Source organism: Pantoea conspicua (assembly GCF_002095315.1).
Classification (GTDB): Bacteria; Pseudomonadota; Gammaproteobacteria; order Enterobacterales; family Enterobacteriaceae; genus Pantoea; species Pantoea conspicua.
On the sequence record NZ_MLFN01000053.1, the window covers coordinates 12166 to 29703 of the forward strand.

General features: G+C 57.8%; 14 protein-coding genes and 2 pseudogenes. 7 read left to right on the forward strand and 9 right to left on the reverse strand.

The features are described 5' to 3' along the window. Positions 1–15 precede the first annotated feature (15 nt). Positions 16–2114: pseudogene (gene fusA, locus HA41_RS15905) on the reverse strand (elongation factor G). A 140-nt stretch (positions 2115–2254) separates the two neighbouring features. Between fusA and HA41_RS15910 the strand changes: the two are divergent. Continuing rightward, complete coding sequence (locus HA41_RS15910) at positions 2255–2608, forward strand: ArsR/SmtB family transcription factor (RefSeq protein WP_094121602.1); 354 nt, start codon at positions 2255–2257, stop codon at positions 2606–2608. 25 nt (positions 2609–2633) lie between these two features. Continuing rightward, on the forward strand, positions 2634–3548 hold the full coding sequence (locus tag HA41_RS15915; RefSeq protein ID WP_094121603.1) for a ketopantoate reductase family protein: 915 nt from the start codon (positions 2634–2636) through the stop codon (positions 3546–3548). Positions 3549–3584: 36 nt separating this feature from the next. On the opposite strand, the gene HA41_RS15920 is transcribed toward HA41_RS15915, so the two are convergent. After that, positions 3585–4457 (reverse strand): YdcF family protein, encoded by an 873-nt coding sequence (locus HA41_RS15920; protein ID WP_244175138.1) that lies wholly within the window; start codon positions 4455–4457, stop codon positions 3585–3587. Between HA41_RS15920 and HA41_RS15925 the strand changes: the two genes are divergently transcribed. Next, the gene (locus tag HA41_RS15925; protein WP_094121604.1) at positions 4457–5518 is read left to right on the forward strand and encodes a LacI family DNA-binding transcriptional regulator; all 1062 of its coding nucleotides are present in this window, start codon (positions 4457–4459) and stop codon (positions 5516–5518) included. The genes HA41_RS15920 and HA41_RS15925 overlap by 1 nt on opposite strands. A gap of 129 nt (positions 5519–5647) precedes the next feature. Here HA41_RS15925 and tmaR read toward each other — a convergent pair whose 3' ends face one another. Further along, the gene (tmaR, locus tag HA41_RS15930) at positions 5648–5974 is read right to left on the reverse strand and encodes a PTS system regulator TmaR (protein WP_004571340.1); all 327 of its coding nucleotides are present in this window, start codon (positions 5972–5974) and stop codon (positions 5648–5650) included. 160 nt (positions 5975–6134) lie between these two features. Further along, positions 6135–7192, reverse strand: a pseudogene (locus HA41_RS15935) (FUSC family protein). Between the two features lie 209 nt (positions 7193–7401). Here HA41_RS15935 and HA41_RS15940 point away from each other — a divergent pair. The 3 genes from HA41_RS15940 to HA41_RS15950 are packed head-to-tail and all read left to right on the forward strand — an operon-like array spanning position 7402 to position 11128. Beyond that, the gene (locus HA41_RS15940) at positions 7402–8154 is read left to right on the forward strand and encodes a gluconate 2-dehydrogenase subunit 3 family protein (protein WP_094121605.1); all 753 of its coding nucleotides are present in this window, start codon (positions 7402–7404) and stop codon (positions 8152–8154) included. Continuing rightward, entirely contained in the window at positions 8148–9914 is a 1767-nt protein-coding gene (locus HA41_RS15945; protein ID WP_094121613.1) for a GMC family oxidoreductase, read from the forward strand. The genes HA41_RS15940 and HA41_RS15945 overlap by 7 nt, the downstream gene beginning before the upstream one ends. Beyond that, positions 9911–11128, forward strand: coding sequence for a cytochrome c (locus HA41_RS15950; RefSeq protein WP_094121606.1), 1218 nt, complete (start codon positions 9911–9913; stop codon positions 11126–11128). Before HA41_RS15945 ends, HA41_RS15950 begins: the two co-directional genes overlap by 4 nt. A gap of 54 nt (positions 11129–11182) precedes the next feature. Here the strand turns inward: HA41_RS15950 and dacD are convergent, their stop codons facing one another. Further along, positions 11183–12346 carry a serine-type D-Ala-D-Ala carboxypeptidase DacD gene (gene dacD / locus HA41_RS15955; protein ID WP_208612768.1) on the reverse strand — a complete coding sequence of 388 codons (1164 nt, stop codon included), beginning with the start codon at positions 12344–12346 and terminating at the stop codon, positions 11183–11185. Positions 12347–12562: 216 nt separating this feature from the next. On the opposite strand from dacD, the gene sbcB reads away from it, so the two are divergent. Continuing rightward, positions 12563–13984, forward strand: a complete 1422-nt coding sequence (gene sbcB, locus HA41_RS15960; RefSeq protein ID WP_094121608.1) for an exodeoxyribonuclease I — start codon at positions 12563–12565, stop codon at positions 13982–13984. Positions 13985–14061: 77 nt separating this feature from the next. Here sbcB and HA41_RS15965 read toward each other — a convergent pair whose 3' ends face one another. The 4 genes from HA41_RS15965 to HA41_RS15980 all read right to left on the reverse strand — a co-directional run. Next, the gene (locus HA41_RS15965; protein WP_094121609.1) at positions 14062–15420 is read right to left on the reverse strand and encodes a GntP family transporter; all 1359 of its coding nucleotides are present in this window, start codon (positions 15418–15420) and stop codon (positions 14062–14064) included. A gap of 128 nt (positions 15421–15548) precedes the next feature. Continuing rightward, the gene (locus HA41_RS15970; protein WP_094121610.1) at positions 15549–16334 is read right to left on the reverse strand and encodes an HPr family phosphocarrier protein; all 786 of its coding nucleotides are present in this window, start codon (positions 16332–16334) and stop codon (positions 15549–15551) included. Further along, the gene (otnC, locus tag HA41_RS15975) at positions 16334–16978 is read right to left on the reverse strand and encodes a 3-oxo-tetronate 4-phosphate decarboxylase (protein ID WP_094121611.1); all 645 of its coding nucleotides are present in this window, start codon (positions 16976–16978) and stop codon (positions 16334–16336) included. The genes HA41_RS15970 and otnC overlap by 1 nt, the downstream gene beginning before the upstream one ends. Continuing rightward, the coding region (locus HA41_RS15980; RefSeq protein ID WP_143807346.1) for a nucleotide-binding domain containing protein at positions 16971–17538 on the reverse strand (568 nt) is incomplete at its 5' end. The genes otnC and HA41_RS15980, both read right to left, overlap by 8 nt.

Below are 17538 nucleotides of genomic sequence, written 5' to 3' on the forward strand. Positions count from 1 at the left end.
CCCTGCCGCATCGCCCTATTTACGGGCGGCAATGATCTCATCGGCCACGTTGCGCGGTGCCTGCGCGTAGTGGCTGAACTCCATGCTGTAGGTGGCGCGCCCCTGGGTCAGCGAACGCAGGCTGGTGGAGTAGCCGAACATCTCCGACAACGGCACTTCGGCGCGAATAATCCGGCCGCCAAAATGCTCATCCATGCCCTGCACCGCGCCGCGACGTGACGACAGATCGCCCATAATCCCGCCGGCGTACTCTTCCGGCGTCTCCACTTCCACCTTCATTACCGGTTCCAGAATCGCCGGATCGGCCAGTTTTGCCGCCGCACGGAAACCGAGAATCGCTGCCATGCGGAACGCCATCTCCGAGGAGTCGACCTCATGATAAGAGCCAAACGTCAGGGTCGCTTTGATATCGACAATCGGATAGCCCGCCAGCACCCCGCTGTTCAGCGCTTCGCGGACCCCTTTCTCCACTGACGGAATATATTCCCGCGGCACCACCCCGCCTTTGGTGGCATCTTCAAAGACAAAGCCGCTGCCCGCTGCCCCCGGTTGCAGGCTCAGCACCACATGGCCGTACTGCCCTTTGCCACCCGACTGGCGCACAAATTTACCTTCCACATCCTGCACCGCTTTGCGCAGCGTTTCGCGATAGGTCACCTGCGGTCGCCCGATATTGGCCTCTACGCCAAATTCACGTTTCAGGCGATCGACGATAATCTCCAGATGCAGTTCCCCCATGCCGGAGATGATCGACTGCCCCGACTCCTCATCGGTGTGCAGCCGGAACGAGGGATCTTCTGCCGCCAGCCGTTGTAACGCCAGCCCCATCTTCTCCTGGTCCGCTTTGGTTTTCGGCTCGATCGACAGCGAAATCACCGGTTCAGGAAACTCCATCCGCTCCAGAGTAATGATGGCGTGCGGATCGCACAGGGTTTCGCCGGTGGTGACCTCTTTCAGCCCGACGCAGGCGGCAATGTCTCCGGCGCGTATTTCGTCGATCTCATGACGGGCGTTAGCGTGCATCTGCACGATACGGCCAATGCGCTCTTTTTTGCCTTTGACCGCGTTAAAGACGCTGTCGCCCTTGCGTAACACGCCCGAGTAAACCCGCACAAAGGTCAGCTGCCCGACGAAGGGATCGCTCATCAGCTTAAACGCCAGCGCCGAAAACGGTTCATCATCATCAGCATGGCGTTCGGCGTGGTTTCCAGCCTCATCCACGCCGCTGATCGCCGGCACATCAGCCGGTGACGGCATCAGTTCAATCACCGCATCCAGCATCCGCTGTACCCCTTTGTTCTTAAACGCACTGCCGCACAGCATCGGCTGAATCTGGTTGAGCAGCGTGCGCTGGCGTAAACCGGCAATCACCTGCTGCTCGCTGAGATCGCCCTGCTCCAGCCAGGCTTCGGTCAGGGTTTCATTGGCTTCCGCCGCCGCCGCGACCATTTTTTCACGCCAGCTCTGCGCCTCGGCCAGCTGGTCAGCCGGGATTTCGCCATAGCTGAAGGTCATTCCCTGGCTCTCTTCATCCCAGTAGATCGCCTGCATACGGATCAGATTGATCACCCCGACGAAATGCTCTTCGCGACCGACTGGAATCACAATCGGCACTGGATTAGCTTTCAGCCGTGACTGCATCATGGTGACGACGCGGAAAAATCGGCGCCCTGACGGTCCATTTTGTTGACGAACGCCAGCCGCGGCACATGATATTTATTCGCCTGACGCCAGACCGTCTCCGACTGCGGCTGTACGCCGCCCACCGCGTCGTACACCATCACCGCGCCATCCAGCACCCGCATTGAGCGCTCGACCTCAATGGTGAAATCGACGTGGCCTGGGGTGTCGATAATATTGATGCGGTGCGGCTCAAAGCGCTTATCCATGCCCGGCCAGAAGCAACTGACCGCGGCAGAGGTGATGGTAATCCCGCGCTCCTGCTCCTGTGCCATCCAGTCGGTTGTTGCCGCGCCATCATGCACTTCCCCCAGCTTGTGACTCATTCCGGTGTAAAACAGAATGCGCTCGGTGGTGGTGGTGGTTTTACCGGCATCGATGTGCGCGGAGATGCCGATATTGCGGTAACGTTCGATCGGAAGGGGTCGGGGCATGATGTATCCTTAGTCAGATTGACGCAAATGCAGTGCGCAATATTTGCGCAGTTGTGTTAACAAGCTTAGATCAATGGTACGACTCTATGCGAACAGTTTGAGCTATTATTAACCCGCTCATTCTCAACAACAGGAAGGTTATGTTGAATCATCACCCTGAAACCGGAGAGTTACGGCTGGAAAATGTGTTGTTTGCACTGGGCAATCCGCTGCGGCTGGCGATCGTGAATACCCTGGCACGTGAAGGTGAACAGCCCTGCGGCCTGTTGCGCGGTGAAGTGGCGAAATCGACCATGACGCACCACTGGCGGGTGCTGCGTGACAGTGGCGTAATCTGGCAACGACCACTGGGGCGGGAAAATCTGATTTCGCTGCGGTGTGAGGATCTCGAACAACGCTTTCCCGGCTTACTCACCAGCGTGCTGACCGCCATCCACCAGGATGCCGCACCGCACGGACCGGCTGGCAAGTCCGGCGACGACGTTTTAAGGTAACGGTTTTCAATTAAAGGGAAATTCTATGCGGATTCTGATAGCAGGCGCTGGCGCGACGGGTGGCTATTTTGGCGCGCGACTGGCTCAGGCGGGCCAGGACGTAACGTTTCTGGTGCGCGAACGGCGTTTCCTTCAGTTGCAGGAAAAGGGGCTGGTATTACAGACCCCTGCCGGCACCGAAATGCTGCAGCCACAACTGGTGCAGGCGGCATCACTGAACGGTCACTACGACCTGATTATTCTGACGGTAAAAAGTTTTGCCCTTGAGCAGGTGATGGATGACATTGCGCCCGCTGTCGGCCCGCAGACGCTGATCATGCCGATTCTGAACGGCATGCGGCACATTGAAACGCTGCAGCAGCGCTTTGGCCACGATGCGGTGATCGGTGGGATGTGTAAAATCAACGCCACGCTGGGCGACAACGGTGAAGTGATCCAGATGACAGCGCTGCATCAGCTCTATTATGGCGCGCTCGATGGTAATAATGATGCGCGCCTGCAGCGGGTTGATGCGGCGCTGCGCGATGCGCAGGTCGATACCCGTTTCAGCAATAACATCATGGATGAACTGTGGGAGAAATGGCTGCTGCTCAGCACGCTCGGCGCGGTCTGCTGTCTGGCGCGCGGTGATACCCGGCAGGTGCTGCAATCCCGTGGCGGCGAGGCCTTGCTTCAGGGAATTTACAGCGAGATCCTGACGGTGATCAGCGCTGCGGGTTATCAGCCGCGCCCGGCGGTAACCGCCAAAATCTTCGAACTGCTGAACGATCCTGCCACACCGATGACCTCCTCCATGTACCGCGATTTACGCCAGGGATTCGATATTGAAGCCGACCAGATCATCGGCGATCTGCTGCTGCGTGCCCGCCACTCCGGTCTGAGCACGCCCTTACTGAATGCGGTGTATGTCAATCTGCAGGTCTATCTGCAGAGCCGTTAATCGCCAGCGGGCTGCATCACGCCAGCCCGCCGCTTTTCAGCTCCCCTGAATCCGCTGTTGTACACCCGCGAGACGCATCAGGCGCTGCCACGCCGCCTCAATCTCATCAGGCAAGGTCACTTCGGCCAAGAACCCTTTGCCGCGCGGCCCATAGCCCTGCTCATCGTTACGCAGCCGCTGGACCTCGCCCATCAACAGCGACATAAAGCGTTCCAGCGACCACAGCCCCTGCGGCGCGGCACCGGTAATTCGCAGCTGGCCCGCCTCTGCGGTTAACTGCGGCACAAAAACTGGCCAGCTGATAAAGCGGGGAGCCACCGGCCGATCGCGCCACTGCCAGCGGAAGGTGGCGTCGGTGCGCCGTTGCAGCAACGGATCCTGAATCAGAATCACCTGCTGCGGCCGGATGCCTCGGCTCTCCAGCAGCCGCTGACTGAAAGCCGCGTTTTCGCCGCAGTTGCGCGATTCGCCCTCCAGCAGCAACCGATCGTCCGGCAAATCGGCAAAGGTCCGCGCGATAGCAGCCAGCATCTGCGCCTCGCTTTTTCCCAGCGTATCAATCTGGCGGTACAACGGATGGGCTGCCATCGCCCCGGCAAGCAGCGGCGTGGCATGGCCGACGCCACCGCTGATCAACAGCGGTAAGCCTGACGTTTTTGCCAGCGCCACTGCGCCTTCAATGTTAGGCAGCACCGCATGGCCCGCCAGTATCAGCAGATCGGCGTGGATCTCATCCTGTGCGGAGAGCTGATCCAGCGCCAGCCAGTTGGCAATCAGGTTGATGTCATCAATATCACGGTCAGTAAGCTGCATTTTTTTCTCCTTATTGCTGAGCAGTGTAGCGCGCAGCAGCAGCGCCGCAGCCAGAAAATTTGCTACAATCGCCACTTCATCTACTGGAGAGATCAATGACTTCCCGCTCTGTGACCCTTGATGATGTCGCTCAACTGGCTGGCGTCTCTTATCAAACCGTTTCACGTGTGCTTAATCGTTCTGAACAGGTCTCTGTCCGCACCCGGGAACGGGTGGAAGCGGCGATGCAGCAGCTCAATTATGTGCCAAATCGGGTGGCACAACAGCTGGCGGGTAAAGCGACCCGCACCCTGGGTCTCGCCACCAGCGATCTGGCGCTGATGGCACCGGCTCAAATTGCCTCGGCGATTCAGCGACGCGCGGCGGCGGCGGGCTACCATCTGGTGATCGCCATGGAGAGCGGCAATGACGCCGCGGCGACGGTCAACGAACTGCTGGCGCAGCGGGTAGATGGATTACTGATTAACCTGCCGCTGCAGGCGGAGGATGCACAGCAGATCCAGGCGTTGTGCGGCGCAAAACCGGCGCTGTTTCTGGATGTCGAGCCGCAGGCGGCCGTGGCGCAGTGTCAGTACCCTAATCATTACGGGGCGCGGGCGGCGGTCGAGCATCTGGTGGCGCTGGGACATCGTCAGATCGGCTTGCTGAACGGCCCGGAACGATCGGTGTCGGCACGTCAGCGGGAAGCTGCCTGGCATCAGGCGCTGGCGGATCATCAGCTGACACCTCATTGCTCGCTACGCGGCGACTGGAGTGCCCAGTCAGGCTATCAGGCGTTACTGGCGCAATTGCCCGATGCCTTGCCTCAGGCGCTGCTGGTAGCCAATGACCAGATGGCACTGGGTGCGATGCGGGCGCTCCATCAGCACGGAGTGGCGATTCCGGGGCAAATTTCGGTGATTGGCTATGACGATACCGCAGAGAGTGCATGGTATCAGCCACCGCTGACCACGGTGCGTCAGGATTTACAGCAGCTTGGCGTGCTCAGCGTTGAGCGATTGCTGGCGCAGCTACAGGGCGAAACAGTCAGCGATGCGGCGCTGGAAACCGCACTGGTGCTGCGGGAAACCACCGCCCCACCCGCCCGCTCTGGCGTCGATTTAGCCGTGCTGGCGCAGCAGCTACAGGCAATTGCCCGTCAGCTGACAGGAAAATAGCGCAGCCCGTCCGGCAGATACACGCTGACGGCGCATGTCGGGATCTCATCGCCCATAAAAAAACCCGCCCCCGGAAACGGGAGCGGGTCTCTGTTAACGAAGCGGAGCAGACCGCCTCTGTTATCCGCCTCAGGCTTTCGGGTGTTCGCCGACGCCCATGGCTTTGATTTTTTTCGATAGCTCACGACGCTCTTTCGACAGATCGGCGTTTTTGATGATGTACTCATCGACGCGATCTTCATAATCCACACGCATGCTGGCGATGATTTCCTGAATCGCCTCCACGCTCATGCCGGGTTTGATATATTCGCTCAGGTTGTCTAACAGCAGGACGCGCTTCTGGTTGTCGCGAATTTTCTTCTCGTTATCGACAATTTCACGCTGCAGTTTGTTTTTGCGGCGGAACATACGCACGAACTCCAGGACGTCCTGAAATGATTGCTTGGCATTTTCCATGATGGCACCTTTCTTTGAGCCTGCTGACGCAGGGAGAGAGACAAAACGATCAGCTTAGCGGCTAGCCAGCCTTATACGCAATTTTCACAGCTAATTTCGGACTGGCCCTTATCTTAGCGCAAAGAAACCCGGTTTCACATTAAGTCATTGTCTGAGGTGATTATTTGCGCAGCGCCATCCGCATCAGATCGGTCATCCGTTCCAGTTGTTTTGCCAGCTCAAGGCTTAACCAGACGTAACCGTAGATCGGCGTCTCCTCCAGCCTTTCACTGCCGGCTTCAGCTATCAGCCGCCGCAGCTCGTCGCTGATTTCGGTCAGCTCGTGGCTGTTAGCCAGCACCTCGTCGGTCTCGCCTTCAATCGCCATCACCGACAGCGCACGCAGGGTGTTTTCGGTCATCTGCTGGGTGCGACGTAACGCCGGCGCATTGAGCAGAATCAGATGGCTCTCTCGTGACGCCCACCAGGCATTAATCTGCATCTCAATGGTGTACACCATATTACGGTTTATGGTCTGAATCGCTTCAAGCACCGATTTTGGAATGCGCGTCTCTTTGCTCGACGGCTCCAGCAGCGCCCGCATCCTGATCACACTGGTCAGCAACTTGCCCAGCGGCTTGTTCAGGCGCGGCTTATCCACCAGGTTGGGTGAGAAACCGGCGTGGTAGATTTTCGCCATCTCCGCCAGCGTGTCCGAGAGCTGAATTCGCCAGTGAATGTAGGCGCGCTGCGCCCAGATGGCGGTAAACAGCAGCGCCATCAGCGAGCCGAGGATCACATCGCCGCCGCGCCACAGCGCCATGGTGAAATCGCCGGTCGCGCGCCGACCACCACGCTGAGGGTAATACCGATCAGCAGTGCCATATAGGGATGCTTGCCCAGCGTCAGGTAGCCGCTGATAAACATCACCACGCCACACCATGCCAGCATCATCGGCATGGAGATCAGTTCCAGCTTCAGGGCAATCAGTCCCGAGATCGATCCCGCCACCGTGCCGCTGATGCGCTGCAGGGCGCGCGGGAAGACATTTCCCCAGGTTGAGATCGGCCCCATCACCACCACCAGGGTAATCAGCGGCCAGGTGCCCTCCGGAATGTCGGTAGCCCGGACGAAAATAAAGCAGAGTAAAAAAGCGATAGCGATGCGCACGCCATGAACACTGCGGTAGTGACGATAGAACCAAAACTCAAGTTTTGATATGGGCTTATCAGATCGCAAAGTCGTTATCCGGTTGGTGGATCAATTCGTGCGCTATCTTAACCCCTGATGTTGCTAAGGCTTAGCGCGCCATCTACATTTCAAAACAGTTTTGACGTTCCCTTACAATTATCAACATCGCCTTTACATACGGCCCCGAACTCAAAAAACAAATTGCCAACAGTTTTTAACCTTTCGCTTTTGTTAGTAACACTTGAGAAGGAAGCACGATGAGAAAAAGAGCAAAAACCCTGCCGGGCGTCACGCGGCGGCAGGTTCTGACATGGTCGACGCTGGGCGTTGCTGCTACTGTCAGCCAGGTCGCCGATGCCGTTTCTCTGAAAGGCAGTCCAGGCTGGACGCCATTCTCCGATAATCCCCCAGAAACCTACCCACAACAAGGCTGGCTTTTTTTTACTGATGCTGAAGCAAAGACCATCGAGGCGATGGTTGACCGGCTGATCCCGGCCGATGACCTCAGCGTGGGCGGCAAAGAGGCGGGCTGCGCGGTCTTTATCGATCGTCAGCTGCACGGCTCCTACGGCACTTTTGAGCGCCTCTATATGCAGGGCCCGTTTCAGCAAGGCACCACTGAACAGGGCGACCAGTCACCGCTGGTGCCGCGCCAGCGCTACCGCAAGGGCATCGCCGCACTTAACCGCTACGTTCAGCAGACCTCGAACAAAAACTTCACTGATCTGACACCGCAACAGCAGGACGAACTGCTGCAGGCGATGGAAGCCGGTAAGGTTCACTTCAGCGATTTCGATGCGCAATCCTTTTTTCTCGAAGTGCTCAATAACACCATGGAAGGCTTTTTTGCCGATCCGGTGTACGGCGGCAACCGGGAGATGGTGTCGTGGAAAATGCTCGGTTTTCCAGGTGCGCGCTATGACTACCGCGATTACATCGAGCGGCATAACGAAGATCTGCACTTCGAACCCATCAGTATTGCGCAATGGAAGGCAAAGGACGAATCATGAAAAAACTTCCCAAAACCGATGTCGTGGTGATTGGCCTCGGCTGGGCCGGATCGATTATCGCTAATGAGCTGGCCGATGAAGGCCTGGAAGTGGTCGGTATTGAACGGGGTCCGTGGCGCGATACCGCTCGCGACTTCAATATCGGAACCGTCACCGATGAACTGCGTTATGTGATGCGTGAAGAACTGATGCTGCGCACTCGCCAGAACACCTGCACCATGCGCAACAACCCGTCGCAGACCGCCTTACCGATGCGCACCTGGGGGTCATTTCACCCCGGCAACGGCACCGGCGGCGCAGGCAACCACTGGGCTGGCATCACCTTTCGCTTCCAGCCAGAAGAGTTCCGCCTGAAGAGCCATCTGACCGAGCGTTACGGTGCCAGCGCCATTCCTGATGAGCTGGTGCTGCAGGACTGGGGCACCACGTGGGAGGAGATGGAGCCGCATTATATGCAGTTTGAGCGGGTGGCTGGCACCTCGGGCCGCGCCGGTAACCTTAACGGTGAGAAACAGCCGGGCGGAAATCCGTTTGAGGGCGCGCGTTCCGGCGACTATCCGACGCCGCCGCTACGTCAGCCTTATGCGCCAACGCTGTTTGCCGATGCAGCAAAAAATCTCGGCTATCAACCGTTCCCGGTCCCCTCCTCGCTGGTCTCTGAGGCCTATACCAATCCGTATGGCGTCACCATGGGGCCCTGCACCTTCTGCGGCTTCTGTACCAACTACGGCTGTGCCAACTACTCCAAAGCCAGCGCCATCACCACCGTGCTGCCAGCGCTAATGCGCAAGCCTAACTTCACCGCCTATACCAACAGTGAAGTATTGCAGGTACTGACTGACTCAACGGGTAAAAAAGCCACCGGCGTCACGTACATCGACTCGTCAGGCGACGAGTGGGAACAGCCGGCCGATCTGGTGATCGTCGCCGCCTTTACCTTTGAAAATGTGCGCCTGATGCTGTTGTCAGGCATTGGCGAGGCCTACGATCCGGTGACCAACAGCGGTACCACCGGGCGCAACTACGCCTACCAGACCGCCAACAACGTCACGCTGTTTTTCGATAACAAAAACTTCAACCCGTTTATCGGCGCAGGCGCGGTCGGTATGGGAATCGACGAATTTAATAACGATAACTTTGACCACAGCGGCCTCGGCTTTTTCGGCGGCGGCAGCATCCGCGTAACGCCGATTGGCGCAGCGCCGATTGGTTATCGACCCTTGCCGCCCAACACGCCGAAGTGGGGGTCGAAATGGAAACAGACGCTGAAAGATAACTATCTCAGCACCATGTCGATTGGCTGTGAAGCCAGCAGCTATACCACCCGCACCAACTACCTGTCGCTGGACCCCAACTACAAAGATCCGCATGGCCGCCCGCTGTTGCGTATTACCTTCGACTTCGCGCAGAACGACCTGAAGATGGCGCAGTACTGCACCAACAAAGTGGCTGAGATTGCTAAGGTGATGAACCCGCGCGAGATGATCGTCAAGCCGATGACCGGCCACTGGAGCAGCGTGCCCTATCAGTCTTCACACGTTGTCGGCGGCTTTATCATGGGAGCCGATCCCCGTACCAGCTCGGTGAATAAACATCTGCAGGTGTGGGATGTGCCAAATCTGTTTGTGGTCGGCGCTTCCGCCTTCCCGCAGAATCCCGGCTATAACCCGACCGGCACAGTGGGCGCGCTGGCCTTTAAAGCGGCACATGATATCCGTCACTACTACCTGAAACGTCCGGGGGAGATGATCAGCGCATGAAAACCTTTCCGCTTCTCTCCGCCGCCGCGTTGTTACTGGCCGCAAGCTTCAGCAGTCAGGCGCAGCCGGAATATGATCAAATCGCCCGCGGCAGTTATATTGCCACGCTGGGCGACTGTACTGCCTGCCACACCACCGATGAGAAACAGCCGTTCGCCGGTGGCGTTAAGCTGCAAACGCCGTTTGGTACTCTGGCTGGCGCGAATATCACCCCTGACCGTGAAACCGGGATTGGTGACTGGAGTTACGATGATTTCCGCCGCGCCATGAATACCGGTGTCGGCCATAACGGTAAGCGGTTATATGGCGCGATGCCATTTACCGCCTACACCAAAATGTCGGAAAAAGATCTGCAGGATCTGTGGGCCTGGATGCAGACGCTGCAACCGATCCATCATCCGGTTGAAACCAACCAGCTCCCCTTTCCGTTCAACATCCGTACCAGCCTGATAGTCTGGAACTGGATCAACTTTGATAAAGGCGAATTCAAACCGAACCCGGACAAATCGGCGGAATGGAACCGTGGCGCCTATCTGGTTGAGGGACTCGGCCACTGCGGCACCTGCCACTCCCCGAAAAATCTGCTGGGCGGCGACAAAAATGGCCGTTTCCTCGGCGGCAGCGAGGTTGAGGATTGGTATGCGCCGAATCTGGACGCCAGCGACCATACCGGGCTGGGTAAATGGACCCAACAGGATATCGTTACCTACCTGCGGACCGGTGTGAACCGCTATGCCATCGCGTCCGGCCCGATGGCCGATGCGGTGCGCCATTCAACCCAGCACTGGCGCGAGGGCGATCTGAATGCGGTGGCGGTTTATCTCAAGGAGGGCGATAAAAAAACCGATGAGAAGCCCAAACCGCTGGATGCCGGTGATGACAGGATGAAGCTCGGGGCGACGATCTATGAAGCCAAATGCTCGGCCTGCCATAGCCCGGGTGGCCGCGGTGAGAAGAATATCTTCCCGCAGCTGGCGGATAATCCGCTGATCAATCAGCCGAATGCGACATCACTGATGCATGTGGTGCTGGCGGGCAGTCGCGGCGTGGATACCGACGCACGGCCAACGGCACCGGCGATGCCAGCCTTTGCCGGTACGCTGAGTGATGACAATATTGCCGCGGTGCTCACCTACATTCGCAACAGCTGGGGCAATGCTGCGCCTCCGGTTGAGGCGAGTGAGGTGAAAAAGATGAAGGAAGATCTGCGCTAAACCTCCGTGGGGCAGCCTGACGGCTGCCCCCGGTTATGAGGCCAGCAATGCCGATCAGAACTTCTGCCTGAGATAGTCGGTGATGCGGGTAATCACGCCAGCAGGCTCCACGGCGCTCAGCGCCACCAGCGGATAGTGGGCAATCTGCTGATCTTTATCCATCACCTGAATTTCACCAATTACCTCATTGGCTTTTAGCGGCGCTTCCAGATCGCTGCGGTTTATGATGTATTTCGCTTTGACGTTCGGCACTTCACTGCGCGGCAGCGACAGATAGACATCATTCGCGGTACCCACTTCAACCTGATGCGGATTGCCATACCAGACGTTCTCGCTGCCAATTTTCTTACCGGCATGGAACAGCTGCACGGTATCAAAAGTATTCTGTCCCCATACCAGCAGTTTACGCGCCTGCTCTTCCCGACCTTTTGCACTCTTGCCACCCATCACCACTGCGATCAGGCGGTGCTTGCCCACCAGATTCGAGGCAATGATGTTAAAGCCCGCGGTTTCGGTGTGGCCAGTTTTCAGCCCATCGACATGGAGGTTATTATCCCACAGTAAGCCGTTACGGTTGTTCTGGGTGATACCGTTCCAGGTCAGGGTTTTCTCACTGTACATGGCATAGAAGTCAGGCTCACCGTCGATAATCGCCCGCGACAGTTTCGCCATATCCCGCGCGCTGGAGAACTGGCCCGGTGCGTCCAGACCGTGCACCGTTTCGAAGTGGGTATTTTGCAGGCCGAGTTTATCGACATAGTGATTCATCATTTTGACGAAATTGTCTTCGCTGCCCGCCACGTAGTCCGCCAGCGCCACACAGGCATCGTTACCGGAATCGATGATCACTCCACGGCTGAGATCGCGTACGCTGAGCTTATCGCCTGGCTTGAGGAACATCAGCGATGACCCTTTGAACACCGGATTACCGGCAGCCCAGGCATCTTTGCCGACTGTGACCATATCGTCGCGGCTGATTTTCTTTTGATCGATAGCGCGATCGACCACATAACCGGTCATCAGCTTGGTCAGGCTGGCAGGATTGCGGCGCGCATCCGGATTACCGGCGGTCAACACCTGGCCGGTGGTGGCATCCATCAACACCCAGGAGGCCGCATCAATCGCCGGTGGCGTCACGGGAAATGGCATGTCGTCAGCCTGTGCCAGCGAAGCCCAAAAAACAGTAGCGGTAACGGTAATCAACAGACGCCTTTTCAACACTTCATCCTTACCTGCACGGGAGAAAAAATTTATTTATGAAACGAAACGGAAACAGCCGCACCTTTTACGGCAAAAGCGTTGTGAAGGTTTGAATAAATTGAAAAAAAGTATGAACTGCGGCGATAACGCTCGCAGTCTTTCGGTGACACAGTTGTGCTGCTGGGCGCAGAAGACTATCCTGAACATTGAATTTTTTGCCGACAGGACAGCGACGTGCCCGCCTCTGAATTAACCTTCCTCTTCCACGATTACGAGACCTTCGGGACCAGTCCTTCACGCGATCGGCCGGCGCAGTTTGCCGGGCTGCGCACCGACAGCGATTTTAATCCGATCGGCGAGCCGCAGGTCTTTTACTGCCGTCCGCCGGATGATTATCTGCCGCAGCCGGAAGCGGTAATGATTACCGGGATTACGCCGCAGGTAGCGATGGCGCGCGGCGTCACTGAAGCGGAATTCGCTGAACGCATCCATGCCCTGTTTACCGTCGAACAGACCTGTGTGGTGGGGTATAACAACGTCCGGTTTGATGATGAAGTGACGCGCAATATCTTCTATCGCAACTTCTACGATCCCTATGGCTGGAGCTGGCAGAACGGTAACTCACGCTGGGACCTGCTTGACGTGATGCGGGCCTGCTACGCGCTACGCCCGGAAGGCATTCACTGGCCAGAGAATGAAGAGGGTTTTCCCAGCTTCCGGCTGGAACATCTGACCAAAGCCAACGGCGTGGCACATGAAAATGCCCACGATGCGATGTCAGATGTCTATGCCACGCTGGCGATGGCCCGGCTGGTGAAAGAGAAACAGCCAAAGCTGTTTGAGTTTTTGTTTACCCATCGTAACAAAAACAAGCTGATGAACCTGATTGATATCCCGCAGATGAAGCCGCTGGTACACGTCTCCGGCATGTTCGGCGCGGCGCGCGGCAATACCAGCTGGGTGATTCCACTGGCCTGGCATCCCGATAACCGCAATGCGCTGATTGTGGTCGATCTGGCCGGTGATATCTCACCGCTGCTGCAACTCGATGCCGATACCCTGCGCGAGCGACTTTATACGCCGAAAAACGATCTCGGCGATCGGCCAGCGGTGCCGGTAAAGCTGGTTCACATCAACAAGTGTCCGGTGCTGGCCCCGGCCAATACTTTGCGTCCGGAAGATGCCGCCCGGCTGGGTATCGATCGTCAGCACTGTCTGGCAAATCTGGCGTTGCTGCGCCAGCAGCCTGAGGTGCGGGAGAAGCTGGTCACGCTGTTTGCCGAAGCGGAGCCGTTTACCCCATCGGACGACGTCGATACCCAACTGTACGATGGCTTTTTCAGCGATGCCGATCGCGCAGGCATGAACATTATTCGTCAGACCGCACCGGCCAATCTGCCAGCGCTGGATTTGACCTTCGACAGCGCGCGTGTGGCGAAACTGCTGTTCCGTTATCGGGCGCGTAACTTCCCCGGTACGCTGGATGATGCTGAACAGCAGCGCTGGTTGCAGCATCGGCGTGAAGTGCTTAATGCTGAGCGGGTACAGGCGTTTATGCAGGAACTGGAATCACTGGCGAATCTGCATGAAGCCGATCCGGAGAAGCTGGGCCAGTTGAAAGCGCTCTATCTCTATGCGCAGGAACTGGTCTCTTAACGCCGTCTCTGTCCGGCCTTCCCTGCTAACCTTAAGGCCGGGTCCCGCTATCCTCAGCGGTCCCGGCACCTTATGCTTTAGATCATCACCCAGACCAGCCAGGTCAGCGCAAAACCGCATAATCCCATCAGCGTGGTCAGTATTGTCCAGCTGCGTAATCCATCAGCGACCGACAATCCAAGATAACGGGTGACCACCCAGAAGCCGGAATCATTAACGTGTGACAAGCCCAACGCACCAAAACAGGCTGATAACGCTACCAGCACCAGTTGCATTTCACCCAGCCCCGTCACCGCTGTACTCAGCAAACCACAGGTTGTGACAATCGCCACCGTTGCCGAGCCTTGCGAGGCGCGCAGCGCCAGTGAAAGAATAAAAGCAGCCGGGATCAGCGGCAGATGAATCGTCTGCAGTGAGCTGGCCAGCGCTTTGCCTACGCCCGATTCCACCAGCACTTTGCCGAACGCGCCACCGGCACCTGAAACCAGAATCACCCCGGCAGCGGTCGAAATCGCGTTGTTTGACAGCGTTTCCAGTTTCTCTGTGGTCCAGCCACGGCGCAGCCCCAGCAGCCATCCGGCAAGCGCCAGCGTAATCAGTAATGCCACCGCGGGCGATCCCACCAGCGTCAGGATCTTCAGCAGCAGGCTGTCGGGTGTAAGATGTGGCGGCAGCAACGAGCCCAGCATAATCAGCAGAATCGGCAGCACAATTAAGCCCGAAATCAGCAGTGCGCCCGGCGCATTTTTATTGCTGGCGGATGGTGCCTGCGCGGTCGGTTCGGTAAGCTGCAACTGCTCCAGCACCTGAACGGAAAGGTGATACTTTTTAAGGTTAAGTGCTTTCGCCACGAAATAGCCGACAATGCCTGTCGGTATCGACAGCGCTATTCCGGTTATCATTAACCAGCCCGTATCGACATTCAGCAAACCGGCGGCCGCTGCCGGTCCCGGATGGGTGGGCACCGTAACATGCACCATCAGCATCATGCCTGCCATCGGCAAACCAAACTTCAGCGGCGATACGCGCATCACTTTGGTAAAGCCATAGATCAGCGGGATCACGATAATAAACCCAACGTCAAAGAATACCGGCAACCCCAGAATAAAGGCCACGGTGGTCAGTGCCGCGACCATGCGCTGCGGTCCGCACAGCTGCGCGAAGCGGTTTGCCAGTCGATCGGCGCCGCCGGACGTTTCAATAATCGCGCCGAGAATCGCACCCAGCACAATGATGGCGGCAATGCTGCCGAGCAGGCTCCCCATACCGCCGAGGATCACTTTCATGATGTTTTCGGCCGGGATTCCGGTGGTGATGGCGACAAACAAACTGGCAACCAGCAGCGCAATAAAAGGATGGACTTTGGCTTTGATTACCAGCAGCAACAGCAGAATCACGCTGACCAGCGCGATGGATAACAGCAGCGTAGTGGACATCGGCAGACCTCTGATTAATTATAATTTTCAGTACGTTATATTTTTATTGATTCAACACTGGTGTGATTAAGCTGCAGCAGGACTCACACCGTTTGCCTGACAACCGGTGTGAGTGAGCATGCAGATGATTAGCGGCGCGTACGCCAGGGCGCAAACCAGCCGAGGCCGGCGAGGGTGCTGCCTCGCGGAATATATTCGCAGCCGACCCAGCCGCGATAACCAACCTCATCCAGCAGATTAAACAGCCACGGGTAGTTAATCTCCCCCTCATCCGGTTCATGGCGATCCGGTGCCGAGGCAATCTGCACGTGGCGATAACGTCCGGCATAGTGGCGAATCAGGTGGCTGAGGTTGCCATCCACTAACTGCGCATGGAACAGATCGAGCTGGGTAAACACATTGGGCCGATCGATCTGGTCCACCATCTCCAGCGTCTGATACTGACTGGAGTAGAGATAGCCTGGCTTGGTGGTCGGATTCAGTGCCTCAATCAGCAGGGTGGTGCCATGCGGCGCAAAGCGCTCAGCGGCATAGCGCATGTTGCCGATGAAGGTCTCAGCATAGCGCTGACGATCACCACCCGGCGGCACGGTCGCCGCCATGATATGGACCTGCGGGCAGTTGAGCGCCAGCGCATAGTGCAGCGCACGATCGATATCTGCCTTCGCTTCCGCTTCACGTCCGGGAATGGCGGATACGCCCCACTCGCCCGCCGCGACGTTGCCGGGCGCGGTATTGAACAGCACCAGCTGCAGCTGATTCTCATCCAGCCACTGCTTCAGCTGTTCCGCCGGATAGTCATAGGGAAACAGAAACTCCACCGCCTCAAAACCGGCGGCCGCGGCGGCGGCGAAGCGTTCCGCAAACGGCAGTTCGGTGAACTGGGTCGACAGGTTAGCAGCAAACTTTGGCATTATCGGCTCCTTAATTCCGCCACTTCGGCATCATTGAGATAACGGATGGCGCGGTCGCCGAGGGTAAAGATTAGCCGGGCCGTCTCTTCCAGCTCCTCGGTGTTATCTGCCGCCTCACGTAATGATTTTCCTACCACCACCGGCCCGTGATTGGCCAGCAAAAAGGCGCGGTAGCGCGGGGCCAGCTGCGCCAGATCTTCCGCCAGCCGCTGATCGCCCGGCTTGTAATAGGGCACGACCGGCACATCCCCGACCCGCATTACCACATAGGGCGTAAACGGGCGGATGCAGTTTTCCGGATCCAGCCCCTGTAAACAGGAAAGCGCCGTCAGGTAGTGACTGTGCAGATGCACCACCGCTTTGCAGTCGGGATTGTTCAGGTAGAGCGCCCGGTGAAACGCGATCTCTTTGGAGGGTTTATCGCCTGAGAGCCACTCGCCATCAGGTGTCACTTTCGCCAGCCGGTCACCCTGTAATTCACCGAGGCAGGAACCGGTTGGCGTCGCCAGCAGATTGCCATCATCCAGCCGCACGGACAGATTGCCGGCCGAGCCAGTGGCGTAGCCGCGCTGAAAGAAAGAGGCACCGAGCCGGACCATTTCGTCACGCGCCTGCTGCTCGGCTAAAGAAAAGGATTCAGACATGGGAAAACTCCGTTTGCGCGCGGCGGAAAAAATCCTGATCGCCAAAATTACCGGACTTCAGCGCCAGCGACAGCGACTGGTGGATGTCACGTACCCACGGTACGCCAGGCGAGATGGTCGGGCCGATATGAAACGCGGTGACGCCCAGGCTCTGAGCCACCACGCCGGAGGTTTCGCCGCCCGCTACGATAAAGCGTTGCCAGCCGCGCCGCTTGAGCTCACGGGTAACTGCAGCAAATAGCTGCTCCACCGCCTCGCTGCTGCGCCGGGCACCGTGTTGCTGCTGGATCGCCTGCAATTGTTGTGCGTCAGCAGTGGCAAACAGCAGCGGCGCCAGTACCTGATGACTGTTGGCTTCCACCCAGTCACACAGCTGTTGTGCGTAACCGTCTGCGTCCTGCAGACAGCGTTCGATCCGCACTTCCTGAGCGGGTGCCAGCTGGCGGTACGCGCTGACCTGAAGATTGGTCATCTGCGAGCAGGAGCCGGAGAGCACCACCGCACGATCGCCCTGCGGCCGTCCCGCCTGCTCCGCCGCCTGCCGCACCGCACCGGCCGTC

Coding starts and splice junctions, on each gene's coding strand:
- otnC (WP_094121611.1), bottom strand. CDS start 16,978: ATGTCTGAATCCTTTTCTTTAGCCGAGCAGCAGGCGCGTGACGAAATG.
- HA41_RS15910 (WP_094121602.1), top strand. CDS start 2,255: ATGTTGAATCATCACCCTGAAACCGGAGAGTTACGGCTGGAAAATGTG.
- HA41_RS15965 (WP_094121609.1), bottom strand. CDS start 15,420: ATGTCCACTACGCTGCTGTTATCCATCGCGCTGGTCAGCGTGATTCTG.
- tmaR (WP_004571340.1), bottom strand. CDS start 5,974: ATGGAAAATGCCAAGCAATCATTTCAGGACGTCCTGGAGTTCGTGCGT.
- HA41_RS15915 (WP_094121603.1), top strand. CDS start 2,634: ATGCGGATTCTGATAGCAGGCGCTGGCGCGACGGGTGGCTATTTTGGC.
- HA41_RS15950 (WP_094121606.1), top strand. CDS start 9,911: ATGAAAACCTTTCCGCTTCTCTCCGCCGCCGCGTTGTTACTGGCCGCA.
- HA41_RS15940 (WP_094121605.1), top strand. CDS start 7,402: ATGAGAAAAAGAGCAAAAACCCTGCCGGGCGTCACGCGGCGGCAGGTT.
- HA41_RS15970 (WP_094121610.1), bottom strand. CDS start 16,334: ATGCCAAAGTTTGCTGCTAACCTGTCGACCCAGTTCACCGAACTGCCG.
- HA41_RS15925 (WP_094121604.1), top strand. CDS start 4,457: ATGACTTCCCGCTCTGTGACCCTTGATGATGTCGCTCAACTGGCTGGC.